Origin of the sequence: Corynebacterium riegelii, from assembly GCF_016728505.1 — a bacterium.
Taxonomy (GTDB): domain Bacteria; phylum Actinomycetota; class Actinomycetes; order Mycobacteriales; family Mycobacteriaceae; genus Corynebacterium; species Corynebacterium riegelii.
The window spans coordinates 2,305,553-2,320,905 of sequence record NZ_CP068159.1; the positions used below are offsets into that span (position 1 = coordinate 2,305,553).

A 15,353-nucleotide genomic window follows, 5' to 3' on the forward strand; every position below is an offset into this window, starting at 1 on the left:
CGTGCCTAAACAAGACAACACCATTGCCCGGCTCGGCTCCACATACGCGGAGTGGGTCAAGGCCAACCCGGAGATTGCCACCCACTTTCGCGACGCGCTGCATGAGCTCATGTCTGATGCCGGCATCACCTTTGACAGGGTAGACGTGCGAGTGAAAACGTGGCCGTCGCTCAAGGAAAAAGCCCGCAAGAAAAACGACAAGGGCGAGTTTGTCTACCCGGATCCGTGGAATGACATCAAAGACATCATCGGTGCGCGCGTAACTGTGCTGCACTCAACTGAGATCCCGGCTGTGCAGCGCCTGTTGGCCGACCAGTTTGAGGTCCTACGCAGTGTAAACAAGGCGGAGGAAACGCGCGTCTCTGGCGGCTTCGGCTACGGTTCCCACCACCTGCAGGTGCGCGTTACGGAAGCCTCGGAAGGCCTTGAGGATTACATCGGCACCGTCTTTGAGGTTCAGATCCGCACCGTGCTGCAGCACGCTTGGGCGGAGTTTGAGCATGACATTCGCTACAAGCGCGCGGCGGAGGCACGCACGGATCCACAGGTGGACCGCGCCTTTACCCTTGCTGCGGGGCTTATTGAGCTGGCTGATCAGCAGTTTGACCAGATCGCCAGCATCTCCGGCAACCAGGAGCAAACAACACCGGCAGATGCATCCGACACAACCGCGGAGCTGACCCCGGAAACCCTGCCCGGAATTCTCACGATCTACCTGGGCCCGCAGTACCCGCTCTCGCGCGCCAACACGTACCGCTTCCTCAATGAACTCCTGCGCACCCACGGTATTGAGCGTGCTGACCAGCTGGCGGAGCTGCTCAACCCCGCTGACGTTGAGGCGGTCTTGCACTCCATCAAAAGCCCGTTTACCCCGGGCCAGGTGCGCATTGTGGATGACGTGTTGCTCAACCGCTTCGGCACCGAGCACATCGAGCTCACGTGGGATGCTGGCAACCGCCCGCGGGAGCGCAAACTACGACTGACCCGGCGTCTGGCCAAGCTGCGCAGCTAGCGGCCACAGTTAGCGGCCACGGCCAAGCAGCCTGTCGGTTTCGCGGCGTTCCTTCTTGGTTGGCCTCCCCGCGCCACGGTCGCGCTTCGGCATGGAGGCAAAAATATCCATCGGCGGTGGCGGCGGGGACACGTCCACGTAGCATTGGCGCGCAATCGGGGCGCCGACGCGTTTTCGCACGGTGGCGGTGACGTCGAACTCCATGTAGCGGTGGTCTTTCCACACGCGCACGTGATCGCCCGGCACTACTTGTGCTGCGGCTTTCACCGCCTCCCCGTTGAGTTTCACGTGCCCGGCGCGTACAGCTTCGGCTGCCTGACTGCGGGTTTTGAAGATGCGTACGGCCCACAGCCAGACGTCGATACGCACGGCGGAGCTTGCAGGCTGAGTCACTGCTTAGTAGTGATCCTTTGTGTTAACAATCTGCTGGACTTTGTTCCAGTTCACGTAGCCGCCAACAACGGCGATGACAAAGCCGAGCACAAGCACGGTCCAGCTTCCGGCAAGGAGGCCAAGCACAATGCCGCCTGCGACACCGCCGCCAGCCCAGAGGACTGCGTTGCGGGAGTAGGTACGCACGGCTTGCTTGCGTGCTTCGATGGGGTTGTTCGGTCGTGGCTGCAGCGTCATGGCGGTGATTGTACCTCTTAGCGTTCCACCCATTGGTGCCCGCCGGAGCGCGTCGTGGCGTTGCCTTGGGTGAGGGCGGCAATGTGGGCGTCGATCACCTCGCGCTCACCTGGTTCGTAGGCCAGGGTGTAGCGGGCGAGCCTGTCGTATTCCACACCGATCACGTCCACGCCGCGCACGCGCAGCTCCGCTTCGATGCGCCCGGCATCCGCGTGCGGCAGGTCAACGGTGACCAGTTCTTTCATCGCGCGGGTAACGCGTGTGGTTTTTGCCAGCGCCTCACTCACCGCGTCGGTATAGGCGCTGACCAGGCCGCCTGTGCCAAGTTTGATGCCGCCGAAGTAGCGGATCACCACGGCTGCCACGTCCAGCATGTCGGATCCTTTAAGCACCTCCAGCATGGGTTTGCCGGCGGTACCAGAGGGCTCCCCGTCATCAGAGGAGCGCTCGATCGGCAGCGCGCCGTCCACGTGCACGATGAATGCTGAGCAGTGGTGCCTCGCGTCAGGGAACGCCTCGCGGGCACGGTGGATCAAGTCGCGCGCCTCTTCTTCGGTGGTCGCGCGGTCCACCCAGGTGATAAAACGGGAGCGTTTAATCTCCAGCCCATGGGTGACAAGCTGAGCGGCGGGGCGTTGATACGAAGTGAGCATTGCTCTCAGACTAGTACGGTGGGTTTTTGTGACTACACCACGATTCAACATTTGGGCACCGGCGGCGCATAGCGCCCGCATCATCATCGACGGCACGGAGCACGACATGCGTGCCACCGACGGTGGGTGGTTTACCTGCGACGAGGTCCCGTCCCCCGGCCAGCGATACGCTTTTTTGCTTTTCGACGGCACGTCCTGGTCCACACCACTGCCCGACCCTCGTACCCGCTACCAACCTGAGGGCGTCCACGGCCCTTCCGAGGTCGTTACCACGGACTTTGCCTGGACAGATGCGGCGTGGGGCGGCATTGAGCTCAAAGATCAGGTGCTCTACGAGCTACATGTGGGCACGTTTAGTCCCGAGGGCACGTTTGATGGCGTGATTGGGAAGCTGGATTACCTGGCTGACCTTGGCGTCAACGCCATTGAGTTGTTGCCGGTGCAGCCGTTTGCCGGGGAGCGCAACTGGGGCTATGACGGCGTGGATTGGTTCGCCGTGCAGCATTCCTACGGCGGCCCGGAGGGGCTCAAGCGCCTGGTGGATGCGGCGCACGCGCGCGGCATCGCCGTGATTATGGACGTGGTGTATAACCACTTCGGCCCCGAAGGCAACTACAAGGGACTTTTCGGCCCCTACACCACCGCAGGGCACACGGCTTGGGGTGATGTGGTCAACATTTCCGGCCCTGGATCGGATGAGGTGCGCGCCTACATCCTGGATGCGGTGCGTCAGTGGCTGGACGAGTTCCACGTGGACGGCCTTCGCCTGGATGCGGTCCAAGCCTACGATGACCGCCGCGCATACTCGATTATGGAGGAGATCCGCCAGGTTGCAGATGCCACCGCCGAAGCCACCGGCGTGCCCCGCACCATCATCGGCGAAACGGACCAGAATGACCCGCGCATTGTCAACGACGAGTCCCGCGGCGGCTACGGCCTTTCCGCCCAGTGGTGTGACGACGTGCACCACGCCTTCCACTCCCTGATCGCCGACGAGCGCCAGGGCTACTACTGCGACTACGGCACGATCGAAGTGCTGGCAGAGACCATGGCGAATGCGTACCGCTTCCGCGACACGTGGTCGGCCTACCGCGGCCGCACCCACGGCCGTGCCTTGGATCTGTCGCATGTTGCGCCGTGGCGCATGGTGACCTACACCACGAATCATGATCAGGTGGGTAATCGTGCGGGGGGCGATAGGCCGTCGCAAAGCGAAAGCCCCGAACAGCTCATGCTGCGGGCGGCAACGGTGCTGCTCTCCCCCTTTACCCCCATGCTGTTTATGGGTGAGGAGTTTGGTGCGCGCACGCCGTTTCCGTTCTTTGTCTCGCACACTGACCCGGAGCTGGTGTGCCTGACGCGCGAGGGCCGCCGCCACGATTTCGCTCGCGAAGGCTGGAACGAGGCGGACGTGCCCGATCCGGCGGATCCGGCGACCTTCGACTCCGCCAAGCTGGACTGGGAGTTTGATGAGCAGCAGCAGAAGCTTCTTAACGCCTACCGAACCCTCATCCGCCTGCGCCACTCCCACGGGTTCAACCGCGACGACCTGCGCACGCTGGAGGTTTCCTACGATGAGGCCGGCTGGCTGTGCCTGCGCGAAGGCAACACGGCGTTTGTAGGCAACTACTCCCCCAACACAGTCACCGTGCCCGTGGGCGGCGAATTGGTGTATTCCTTCAGCAACCCGCAGGTGGGCCCAAGCGAAACCGTGCTGGGCCCGTGGGAATTCGCGCTGATTGAGGGCTAACTAGCCGGAGACTAGCCGGAGACGATGTACTCGTACTCCGGGGTACCGGGCTCGAGGCGCCGACACTCAATCGGGGATGCTGCCATGCGCTCAAGCAGCGGGTCTAAGTCACTTGCGCGGCTCAGCTCCAAACCGGCGAGCGCGGCGCCGGTTTCGCGGTTGTTCTTCTTCAGGTACTCAAACAGCACGATGTCATCGTCCGGGCCCAGAATGTCCGTAAGGAAGGAGCGCAGCTGGCCCGGCTCCTGCGGGAAGTTCACCAGGAAGTAGTGGCGCAGGCCGCGATGCACCAGTGAGCGCTCCATAACCTCGGCGTAGCGCAGCACGTCATTGTTGCCACCGGAGATGATGCACACCACGGTGGATCCGGGCTGGATCTTCAGGTTTGCCAGGCCAGTTACGGCCAGCGCGCCCGCGGGTTCGGCGATGATGCCCTCGTTTTGGTACAGGGCGAGCATCTCAGTACACACCGCGCCCTCGTCCGCGATCATCAGGTGGGTACGCCCCTGGTTTTCCTCGATGACCTGGTACGGGAAGTCACCGATGCGTTTGACTGCCGCGCCGTCTACAAACGGGTCAATATCGGCCAAGGTGACTGGCTCCCCCGCCTCCATCGCGGCATGCAGCGAGGCCGCACCGCGCGGCTCCACGCCAACGATTGCGGTGCGTGGGGACATATCCGCCAGATACGAGGTCACTCCTGCCAAAAGACCGCCGCCACCAACAGGTACGACGATGGTGTCAAGCTCGCTGCCCTGGCCGGTCAGCTGAGCAAGGATCTCCGCAGCCACCGTGCCCTGGCCCACCACGGTGTCGCGCGAGTCGAATGGCTCAATCATGGTTGCGCCGCGCGCCTCAGCGTCCTCACGCGCGGCCTGGGCTGCCTCATCAAACGTGTTACCGGTCACTACCAGCTCGATGTTGTCCCCGCCGTGGACCAGGATGCGGTCACGCTTCTGCTTCGGCGTGGGCTTAGGCACGAAAATCTTGCCCTGGATCCCCAGCGCGCGACACGCATAGGCCACGCCTTGGGCATGGTTGCCTGCCGACGCCGCGACCACCCCCGCCGCGCGGTCCTGCTCACTCAACCGGGAAATGCCGTAGTACGCACCGCGAATCTTATAGGAGCGCACATCCTGCAAGTCCTCACGTTTGAGGTAAATGTTTGCGCCGTACTGCTCCGAAAGGCGTGGGCAGTACTGCAAGGGTGTCGGTTCAATTACCGATGAGATGCGCGCCTGCGCCGCTTGAATGTCCGCTGCGTGCACTGGCTGGAACGAAGTCATGGTGGGTAATAGTAACCCCTTGTCACTCAATGTTCAGATTGAAGCAACCTGTAAGCAACGTGGACGGGATACATCTAGGTAGGTCTTGTCCTGTTATCCCTAGAAAGTTGCCACATGTTTACCCCTCGTACCGCACTTGCTTTGTCCACCGCCGCCGCGCTCAGCGTCGGCATGATCACCCCGGCACACGCCGTTGTTGTGGAACAGCCGGTCTATGACCAGGACCCGAACTCCGGCGTGAAGGTGTCCACGCTCGGTTCCTACGGTGCGGGCGTGTTTGATAAGTCCGCCGCTGAGATCGTTGCCTTCCACGCAGCTAGCAAGCGCATCCTGACGGTGAACGCGACAAGCGGCAAGATCGACGTGTTGGACGCGTCTGATCTGAGCAACCCGACGAAGATCGGTGAGGTCTCCGGCGGCGAGAACACCACCATCAACTCTGTAGCCGTGCGTGCCGACGGCTTGGCCGTAGCCACCGTCGAGCCGGAGAATAAGACCGACACCGGTGAGCTGATCTTCTTCGACGCCGGCGCCGAGACGCCTGGCGAGGTCCTTGGCCGCGTCGGCGTTGGCGCCCTGCCGGACATGGTGGCCATGACCCCCGCTGGCGACTACGCGCTGGTAGCCAACGAGGGCGAGCCTGCCGAGGACTACTCCGTGGATCCGGAGGTCACGGTCTCCGTGATCGCTTTGCCGGCTGGTGTTGCCGCCGCTACGCAGGCAGACGTGCGCACCGCCGACTTCCGCGCGTTTGAGGGCACCTTGGCCGCCAAGGGCGTACACATCTTCGGCCAGGTAGGCGCGTCCACCACCGAGGCGCAGAACCTTGAGCCGGAATACATCGCGGTTGACGGGGCAAAGGCGTACGTCACGCTGCAGGAGAACAACGCCATCGCCGTAGTAGATATCGCCTCCGCCAAGGTTGAGGACGTCTGGCCGCTCGGCTACATCGACCGCCGCGAGGTGCCTTTCGACGCCTCCGATAAGGACAAAACGATCAACATCACCACCTGGCCGGTCAAGTCCATTCTGCAGCCGGATGCCATCGCCGCCTACAACGTTGGCGGCACGACCTACCTGGTACTTGCTAACGAGGGCGACGCCCGCGACTGGGACGGCTACTCCGAAGAAGCCCGCCTGAAGAACTTTGGCAAGAAGGGCATCGCCCCGATCTGCGAGGGCTACGCGGGCCTTTCCGCCGAACAGCTCAAAGAACTGCAGTCCGACGAGCAGCTGGGCCGACTGAACATGACCACGGCGTTTGGCCTGAATGAGGAGAAGGGCTGCTACGACGACCTGTACAACTTCGGTGGCCGTGGCTTCTCCATCTTTACTGCGGACGGCACTCGCGTCTTCGACTCCGGCGCCGACTTCGAGCAGATCACCGCACGCATCCTGCCAGAGAACTTTAACTCCAACCACACCGAGACCTCCTTTGAAACCCGCTCTGATGACAAAGGCCCGGAGCCGGAGGGTGTAACCCTGGGTGAGATCAACGGCCGCACCTACGCATTCATCGGCCTTGAGCGTCTCGGCGGCGTGATGGTCTACGACGTCACCGACCCGGCCAAGGCGAGCTACCAGGCGTACATCAACAACCGTGACTTCTCCGTCAATATGAAGGAGCTAGAGGGTGACGAGGCGGTTGCCCAGGGCCTCTCCAAGGTCGGCGACCTCGGCGCCGAAGGCCTGACCTTCGTAACTGCGAAGGACTCCCCCAACGGTGAAAACCTGTTGATTGTTGGCAACGAGGTCTCCGGCACCACCACGATCTTCCAGGTGGACTCGTTGCTGCCAACCTCTGACGCTGATCCAGCCCCTGCCCCTGCCCCACAGCCGGCGGGTTCAAGCAAGGGCAACGCTCTGGCTGTAGCGTTGAGCGCGATTATTGGTGGAATCTTTGTCATTAGCGGTTTGGCAGCACTGTTTCCAGGTTTGAATAACCTGCTTGGCCAGCTTGGTAGGTAGACATTTGTAAGCCGAGGCTGTGTTTTGGCTCCAAACCTGATAGATTTCTACCCGTCCGAATTGCGAGGGCTGTGAATCATGCCCCATTGCAATCAATCCATTCTTTTGAGGAGAACTGCTATGAAGCGCATTTCCACTGCTCTTGTTGCTGCCGCTGTTGCAACCGGCCTGGCTATCACCCCGGCTGTTGCCGAGGGCGCTCCGGTTAAGGACGAGAACACCACCGCTCCGGCTGAGGGCACCGAGAACGAGGGCGCCGAAACCCCGGGCAACGGCAAGGAGAACCCGGAGCAGCCGGGCAACGGCAAGGAGAACCCGGAGCAGCCGGGCAAGGACGACCAGACGCCGGGCAACAACAAGAAGAAGAGCGGCGTAACCACTGGTTCCGCTGTTGGCTCCGTTGTGGGCATCCTGTCCGCAATCCTGACCGCTGCGATCGTGATCTTCTCTAACCCGAAGGGCATTGACAAGGCTATTGACCTGCTCAACGCTAACTTCGGCCTGGGTCTGCAGAAGTTCGGTTTCTAATTAACTCCTCCGAAGGGTTTCAGGCACGCTGATGAATTCCCGTACCGCGCTCGCACTTATTACTGCTGCAGGGCTGGCTCTGACTGGTGTGGCTACCGCTAACGCTTCGAGCAGCTCGAGCAATGGTTCTTCCGGTACCCAGACGAAGTCGACGGTGACCGCGACGACCACCGCCACCGCTACCCCGACCACCACGGTCTCGTACCCGGTCACTACGACCACGACGGTGACTGGCACGGATGGGGTTACCACTGTGGTGGAGTCTGTCATCGAGGAGCCGACGACGGTGACGTTTACGCCGCCGAAGCCGACGGATGCAAGTTCCCGTCTGATGGAGGCCAGCAGCCTGTCTGAGGAAGCTGAGGTAGCCTTCGCCGTGATCGGCGCAATTATTACCTCGCTGGGTATTCTGACCCAGGTGGCAACATTTGTACTAGCCACCAATCCGGAGTTGCTTGCCCAGGTACGCCACGCCCTTGGCGTCGTGCCTGAGGACTAGAACTAACCACAAAAAACCACCATCCCCGTTGTGTTGGGGGTGGTGGTTTTTGGTTTCACGTAGGCGCCGATAAGCCTAGAAAAGCTCCTTGGAAGCGATGGCCGCACCCTCAACCAGGGACTCGAGCTTGGCCCAAGCGATCTGGTGGTGCAGACGGCCGCCCAGGCCGCAGTCAGAAGACGCAACCACACGCTCCGGGCCGACAACCTCAGCGAACTGGATGATACGGTCCGCAACCAGGCGGGGGTGCTCAACCGCATTCGTGCTGTGGGAGATCACACCCGGGTAGATCAGGGTGTTCTCCTGCAGCTCACGGTTTTGCCACACGCGCCACTCATGAGCGTGGCGCGGGGAAGCACCCTCGAAGGAGTAACCGCCAACCTCAACGCGCAGGATCTCATCAACGATGTCCTCGAACGGAATGTCGGTCACGTGCGGGCCGTGCCAGGAACCCCAGCAAATGTGCAGACGGGTCTGCTCCTTCGGCAGGCCCTTGAGTGCAGCGTTGATCGCGTCCACACGGATGCGCAACCACGCAAGGTAGTCCTCCAGGCTCGGCTCCGGGTTGATCTGATCCCAAGACTCAGCCAGGTCAGGAGCATCCAACTGGACGGTAAAACCAGCGTCAGTGATCGCCTTGTACTCGTGGTGCATCGCGTCAGCACACGCCTGGACCAGCTCAGCGTCATTGCCGTAGTACTCATCCGTCAGACGTGCCGCAGACCCCGGCGACAGAGCTGCAACGAAGCCCTCCGTTGCACCGGCCTTGTCCATGGCGGCGCGCATGAGCTTGACGTCCGTCTCAACTTGGTCCTGGCCGATGTAGGTGACCGGACCGGTGAACTTCGGATTGCCCACCTTTGCACGGCCAGTGAAAATACCCGAGGTCGGATCCTCGTATGCTTCCGAGAACATCGCACGGTCACGACGATCCGGGAAACTGGTCAGCTGAATGTTACCCGGGGTGGAACGCTTGATTGCCTGGTTCGCCCAACGGTCCTCATCAGTCATGGTCAGGCCACCAAGGCGGGTGAACGAGTAGTTCCACCAGGCGCCGTAGTCCACGGCACCAGAGGTGATGTGACCGTACTCGCCCTCATTGATGATGTCGATGCCCAGATCAACCTGCTTCTGCACCACCTGATCAATGGAGGTCTGCAGAATCTCAAAGAACTCATTGTCCTCGATGGTGCCTTCGGCGCGGCGGGCATTCGCCTCAAGCAGTTCCTGCGTGCGCGGCAACGAACCTACGTGGGTTGTCCGGATCTTGTTAGTAGCCAATGAACGCTCCTTTGCGGGTACTCAGAATTTTTAAAATTACCTGAACCAGAGCGTACGCCAGCCCGCTTGTTTATCCACCTCAGACGATGTCTTCACTGCGCGGGTCAGCATAGGTTTCCGCGTCGCGGAACACTACTACCCCAAAATCCCCGGTCCCATCGAGGCTTTCAGGTCCCCCATCAGCGATGCGGAGCGATCCACCCGCAGGTGGTCTCCCAACACGAGCAGCTGTGAGTGCTCACCGTTGACAAGGTTCAGGTACACGTCCGTGTCACCCGGATTATTCAGCAGCACCGACTTCAGCCTGCTGATGTTGTCCACCGTGCATTGGTCGGTGCGCATAGTCAGGCGCAGCGGCAGGCCAGCGCCGCCGCCGGGGCCGAGCTCCGGCACCTTGACGTCGTCACCAAACAGGCTCATGCGCTCATCACGGATGGAAACGTGTGCCTTGACCAGGATGATGTTGTCTTCAACAATCTGCGGCGCCACAAGTGCGTAGACCTTGTTGAACAGCAGCACCTCAACCTGGGCACCGTGGTGGTCTTCAATCGTAACAATGGCCCACGGTGAGCCGTCCTTCTTGGAAAATCTGCGGTCCACTGAGGAAATCAGCCCGCCGATGGTCACCTCAGCGCCGTGGCGAAGCTCGCCCGCCAAGATGGTGGTCAGCTGCGTGTCAGTCTGGGCATCAATGGCCTCTTCAAAGCCATCCAACGGGTGGCCCGACACGTACAGGCCCAACATTTCACGCTCCAGTGCCAGGGCGTGCTTCTTCTCCCACTCATCATCCGGAACTTCAATGGCAAAAGCATTGGCCGTGGCCTCATCGTCACCACCGAATGAGGCGAACAGGTCAAACTGCCCCTTATCCGCGGCCTTCTTCGTGGCAAGCACGGAATCCACGGCGTCTTCTTGGATCAGCATCAGGCCCTTGCGCGGGTGCCCAAGTGAGTCAAACGCGCCGGCCTTAATCAAGGATTCTGTGATTCGCTTGTTGCACGGCAGCAGATCAATCTTGTCCAGGTAATCAGAGAAGCTTGTAAACGCGCCCTTAGCGTGGCGAGTCTCCTTGATAGATTCCACCACTTCCGCACCAACGTTGCGGATAGCGGCAAGGCCGTAGCGGACGTCTTTGCCCACAGCCATGAAGTTTTCTTCAGACTCATTAATATCTGGCTGCAGCACCGAGATACCCATGTGGCGACAATCTGCAAGGTAGATGGCTGACTTGTCCTTCTTGTCACCCACAGAGGTCAAAAGTGCCGCCATGTACTCGGCGGTGTAGTTCGCCTTCATGTAGGCCGTCCAGTACGACACCAGCGCATAGCCCGCAGCGTGCGACTTGTTAAACGCGTAGGAAGCGAACGGCTCGATCGTGCCCCACAGCGCGTCCACCGCCGCCTTGGAGTAGCCGTTATCAAACATGCCCTGGGAGAACGTCTCATACTCCTTGGCCAGCACCTCAGGCTTCTTCTTGCCCATGGCTTTACGGAAGCCATCTGCTTGGCCAGCGGTGTAGTTGGCCACCTTCTGGGAGATGTTCATGATCTGCTCTTGGTAGACGATCAGGCCGTAGGTCTCATCCAGAATCTCCCGCAGCGGCTCTTCCAGCTCCGGGTGAATCGGGGTGATCGGCTTGCGCCCATTCTTACGGTCCGCGTAATCCCAGTGTGCGTTCACACCCATCGGGCCCGGACGGTACAGCGCCAAAGACGCCACAATATCGTTAAAGCCCGTCGGCTTCATGCGCTTGAGTAGCTCCTGCATGCCGCCGGAGTCCAGCTGGAACACACCGAGGGTGTCACCGCGGCCGAGTAGCTCGTACACCGCCTCGTTGTCAGTATCCAGGCCCTCCAGATCGAGGGTTTCGCCGCGGTTCTTTTCGACGTTTTCCAGCGCATCACCCAGCACCGTCAAATTTCGAAGGCCCAGGAAATCCATCTTCAGAAGGCCAATGGCCTCACACGCCGGGTAGTCCCAGCCGGTGATAATCGCACCGTCCGCCGGACGCTTCCACATCGGAATGTGCTCCATCAGCGGCACAGACGCCATAATCACCGCACAGGCGTGCACACCAGCCTGACGCACCACGCCTTCAAGACCGCGGGCCGTCTCATAGATCTTCGCCACATCCGGGTCGGTTTCAATGAGCGAGCGCACCTCAGCAGCCTCTGCGAAACGCGGGTGGTCCGGGTCCGTAATACCGGCCAGCGGAATGTCCTTCGCCATGATCGCCGGCGGCAGCGCCGCGTTAATACGGTCCGCCATTTGGAAGCCGGGCTGGCCGAAGTTCACCTTCGCCGCGTCCTTAATAGCCTGCTTGGTCTTCACCGTGCCAAAGGTGATCACTTGGGCAATCTTGTCTTCGCCCCAACGCTCAGCGGCGTAGGTGATCATCTCTCCACGGCGGCGGTCATCAAAGTCAATATCAATATCCGGTGCGGACGGACGCTCCGGGTTCAAGAATCGCTCAAAGAGCAGGCCATGCTCCATGGGGTCAATGTTGGTAATGGTCAGCGCGTACGCCACCAGCGCGCCAGCAGCCGAACCACGGCCGGGACCTACGCGAATACCAATCTCGCGGGCGTGCTTAATCAGCTCCGCAACGATGAGGAAGTAGGACGGGTAGCCCTTCATATCAATAACTTCCACTTCGTAGCGCGCACGCTCGATGTAGCTTTGCGGTACCTCCTCGCCCGGGAAGCGGGCCTGCAAACCGCGCATGACTTCTTCCATCAGCCAGGACGTCGGCGTGTGGCCCTCCGGCACGTCCGCAATCGGCATGCGGTCATGCGGGTGCTCCTCCCACAGCTCCGAGTAATCCCCCACGCGCTCTGCAATCCACAGCGTGTTGTCACAGCCGTCCGGCACATCGGTGTCCCAGAGCTCACGCATCTGCTCGGCGGACTTGATGTAGTAGCCCGTGCCGTCAAACTTGAAACGGTCCGGGTCCATCAGCGTCTTACCGGTTTGCACGCACAGCATCGCCTCGTGCGCCGGTGCCTGGGACTCCAGCACGTAGTGACAGTCATTGGTTACCAGCGGCGGCAGGTCCAACGCCTGGCCAATGCGCAGCAGGTCTTCCCTCACGCGACGCTCAATGTGCAGCCCGTGGTCCATCAACTCCAGGAAGTAGTTGTCCTTGCCGTAGATGTCCTGCCACATCGCCGCGGCTTCCAGCGCTGCGTCATACTGGCCCAGGCGCAGACGCGTCTGCACGTCACCGGACGGGCAGCCCGTGGTGGCGATAATGCCGTCGGCATGTTCGGCGATCAGCTCTGCGTCCATACGCGGCCACTTACCAAGCTGCCCCTCATAGGACGCCAGCGAGGACAACTTGAACAAGTTGCGTAGACCAGTCGCGTTCTCCGCCAGCATGGTCTGGTGCAGGTACGCGCCAGAGGCGGAAACGTCATCCGACTTCTGGTCGGGGGTGCCCCACAGCACACGCTTCTTGTTAAAGCGTGACTCCGGCGCCATGTAAGCTTCAATGCCAATGATCGGCTTGATGCCAGCATCCACCATGCGGCGGTAGAACGCGTTCGACCCGAACATGTTCCCGTGGTCTGTCATACCCACCGCGGGCATGCCCTGGCGGGCAACTTCGTCTGCCAACAGATCCACCTTTGCCATGCCGTCAAGCATGGAAAACTCCGTGTGGTTATGCAGGTGAACGAAGGAAGATTGCTTGGCCATGCGGACTATCATATCCGCGCCATGACACAGGTGTTATTCGTAACGCAACGCGTCAATAGGCTGCATCTTTGCCGCCTTCGCCGCCGGATACGCGCCGAAGAACACACCCGTTCCCAAAGAGAACAACAGCGCGAACACCACCGCACTAACCGGCGGCCACGTAAACGCATCAAATGCCGCTGTGGCAATCATGCCAATCGCGCCACCAAAGACCACGCCAATGATGCCGCCGATCAAACAGACCATCATCGCTTCCACAATGAACTGCACGCGGATGTCATTTTGGGTAGCGCCCAGCGCCTTACGTACACCAATCTCGCGGGTGCGCTCGGTGACGGTGATCAACATAATGTTCATCACGCCGATACCACCAACCAGAAGCGAGATACCACCAATGGCGGACAGCACCGAGGACATAATGCGGAAGATACCGGTGAGCTCCTCCAGTGAGGACGACAAGTCCACCACCTCGGCCTCATAGGTCTCGTTCTTGGCGTAGATACGGTCCAAGTACTGCTGCAGGTCTGCCTGGAACACAGCACTGTCCTCATCCGGGGAAGACTGCACGCTAAAGGAAGACACCCAGCTTGCGTCCACGCCAACGCGGTCCATCGCGGTAGCCGGAACAAAGATCGACGCATAGGACTGCGGACCCGCTAGCATGCCGCCAGAGTTAAACGGCTCAAGTACACCGACCACAGTGAAGACTGCGGTAGTGGAACCCACCGTAACGTCAAAACGCTTGCCCAGCGCTTCCTTCGGATCACCCTTGAACAGCGCTTCAACGAACTCGGACGACACCACCGCAACTGGGCGCTGGCTATCCAAATCCGCACTGGTAATTCCGCGGCCGTACTGCACGGTTTGGCCACGCATGTCCAATGACCCCGGAAGTACCGCGGTCACGCTGGAGCTAGCGGTGACATCACCGTTAGCCACTTCGCCCTCGCTGCCGACTTCAATGTCCACGGCACGCACCCGGTCACCAAAGCTGGCCTGAAGATCCGCGAGCTGATCCAGGGTCACACCGTCACGCTCTTCGGTCGGCGGCATGTACGACAGCGCAGCAAACGGATCATCATCCGCCGCTTCCTCATCTGGCCGCTCGTGCACGACCACTGGGTGCGTGGTGGTACCCACGCCCTCCAGGCCGCGCAACACCTGGTTTTCAAGACCACGGCCAAGCGTCATGATGATGATCACGGCCATGATGCCGATGATGATGCCCAAAAGCGTCAGCAGCGAGCGCAGCTTGTTGGTATTCAGACTCGATGCAGCAAGCCTGATGGACTCCCTCACATCCACGGCTTATCCCGCACTTCCCTGCACACCGGCTGGGGTGCGTTCGCCGGAGATGCGGCCATCTTTAATCTCCACAATGCGCTGCGTTTCCTCCGCAAGCTCCGGGTTGTGGGTAATGAACACAATCGCTTTACCCATCTCCTGGTTCAGCTTGTGGAACAAGTCCATTACCAACCGGCCGGTCTTAGAGTCCAGGGCGCCCGTCGGCTCGTCTGCAAGCAGCAAGTCCGGGTCATTGGCCAGTGCACGCGCAATAGCCACGCGCTGCTTCTGACCACCGGAAAGCTCGTTCGGGTTGTGGTGGATACGATCCCCCATGCCCATCATCGCCAGCAGCTCTTCTGCACGTGCCTCACGTGTTTTACGGTCAACACCTGCGTACATCATGGGCATAGCCACGTTTTGCAACGCGTCGATGCGGCCAATCAAGTTGAAGTTCTGGAAGATAAAGCCAATGTTTTTGCTGCGGTAGCTGGCCAGTTCCTTATCGCTTTTCGCGTACACCGGCTCCCCGTTAAACGCGTATGCGCCGCTGGTTGGCCGGTCAAGCATGCCGATGATGTTCATCAGCGTCGACTTGCCGCCACCGGAGGGACCCACAATAGAGACGAACTCATGCTGTTTGGCATGGAAATCCACGCCGTGCAGCACAGTCAGCTCACTTGGCTCACCCACGTTGTAGGTTTTGATCACACTGCGCATGTCAATGAGCAGGCCAGTATCCGCAAGAGCTTCAGGCTTATCGACG

General features: G+C 60.6%; 13 protein-coding genes. 5 read left to right on the top strand and 8 right to left on the bottom strand.

Translation table 11 applies throughout. The annotated features are described in order from the left end of the window. Position 1: 1 nt before the first annotated feature. Positions 2-1,012, top strand: coding sequence for a GTP pyrophosphokinase (locus I6I71_RS10985; RefSeq protein ID WP_201821020.1), 1,011 nt, complete (start codon positions 2-4; stop codon positions 1,010-1,012). A gap of 9 nt (positions 1,013-1,021) precedes the next feature. Here the strand turns inward: I6I71_RS10985 and I6I71_RS10990 are convergent, their stop codons facing one another. From I6I71_RS10990 to I6I71_RS11000, 3 genes are read right to left on the bottom strand one after another with little or no spacing between them, the layout of a single operon-like run. Beyond that, positions 1,022-1,405, bottom strand: a complete 384-nt coding sequence (locus I6I71_RS10990) for an RNA-binding S4 domain-containing protein (protein WP_052203702.1) — start codon at positions 1,403-1,405, stop codon at positions 1,022-1,024. 3 nt (positions 1,406-1,408) lie between these two features. Further along, a complete protein-coding gene (locus I6I71_RS10995; RefSeq protein ID WP_201821037.1) occupies positions 1,409-1,642 on the bottom strand; it encodes a hypothetical protein in 234 nt (77 codons plus the stop codon). 17 nt (positions 1,643-1,659) lie between these two features. Further along, positions 1,660-2,295: an IMPACT family protein gene (locus I6I71_RS11000; protein WP_201821039.1), complete on the bottom strand. Its 636-nt coding sequence runs from the start codon at positions 2,293-2,295 to the stop codon at positions 1,660-1,662. Positions 2,296-2,323: 28 nt separating this feature from the next. Here I6I71_RS11000 and treZ point away from each other — a divergent pair, with 28 nt between their 5' ends. Continuing rightward, positions 2,324-4,045, top strand: coding sequence for a malto-oligosyltrehalose trehalohydrolase (treZ, locus tag I6I71_RS11005; protein ID WP_201821041.1), 1,722 nt, complete (start codon positions 2,324-2,326; stop codon positions 4,043-4,045). Positions 4,046-4,056: 11 nt separating this feature from the next. Here the strand turns inward: treZ and ilvA are convergent, their stop codons facing one another. Further along, positions 4,057-5,331, bottom strand: coding sequence for a threonine ammonia-lyase IlvA (ilvA, locus tag I6I71_RS11010; protein WP_052203695.1), 1,275 nt, complete (start codon positions 5,329-5,331; stop codon positions 4,057-4,059). Positions 5,332-5,445: 114 nt separating this feature from the next. On the opposite strand from ilvA, the gene I6I71_RS11015 reads away from it, so the two are divergent. The 3 genes from I6I71_RS11015 to I6I71_RS11025 all read left to right on the top strand — a co-directional run bounded on the left by I6I71_RS11015 (position 5,446) and on the right by I6I71_RS11025 (position 8,326). Then, positions 5,446-7,299, top strand: coding sequence for a choice-of-anchor I family protein (locus I6I71_RS11015; RefSeq protein WP_201821043.1), 1,854 nt, complete (start codon positions 5,446-5,448; stop codon positions 7,297-7,299). Positions 7,300-7,419: 120 nt separating this feature from the next. Continuing rightward, positions 7,420-7,827, top strand: coding sequence for a hypothetical protein (locus tag I6I71_RS11020; protein WP_201821045.1), 408 nt, complete (start codon positions 7,420-7,422; stop codon positions 7,825-7,827). A 31-nt stretch (positions 7,828-7,858) separates the two neighbouring features. Beyond that, a complete protein-coding gene (locus I6I71_RS11025) occupies positions 7,859-8,326 on the top strand; it encodes a hypothetical protein (protein WP_052203689.1) in 468 nt (155 codons plus the stop codon). Between the two features lie 75 nt (positions 8,327-8,401). Here I6I71_RS11025 and I6I71_RS11030 read toward each other — a convergent pair whose 3' ends face one another. From I6I71_RS11030 to I6I71_RS11045, 4 genes are all read right to left on the bottom strand, one after another. Further along, positions 8,402-9,607 carry a cobalamin-independent methionine synthase II family protein gene (locus I6I71_RS11030; protein ID WP_201821047.1) on the bottom strand — a complete coding sequence of 402 codons (1,206 nt, stop codon included), beginning with the start codon at positions 9,605-9,607 and terminating at the stop codon, positions 8,402-8,404. 135 nt (positions 9,608-9,742) lie between these two features. After that, positions 9,743-13,303, bottom strand: coding sequence for a DNA polymerase III subunit alpha (gene dnaE, locus I6I71_RS11035; RefSeq protein ID WP_201821049.1), 3,561 nt, complete (start codon positions 13,301-13,303; stop codon positions 9,743-9,745). 33 nt (positions 13,304-13,336) lie between these two features. Next, positions 13,337-14,608 carry an ABC transporter permease gene (locus I6I71_RS11040; protein ID WP_052203680.1) on the bottom strand — a complete coding sequence of 424 codons (1,272 nt, stop codon included), beginning with the start codon at positions 14,606-14,608 and terminating at the stop codon, positions 13,337-13,339. A gap of 3 nt (positions 14,609-14,611) precedes the next feature. Further along, entirely contained in the window at positions 14,612-15,307 is a 696-nt protein-coding gene (locus I6I71_RS11045) for an ABC transporter ATP-binding protein (protein WP_101734560.1), read from the bottom strand. Positions 15,308-15,353 lie beyond the last annotated feature (46 nt).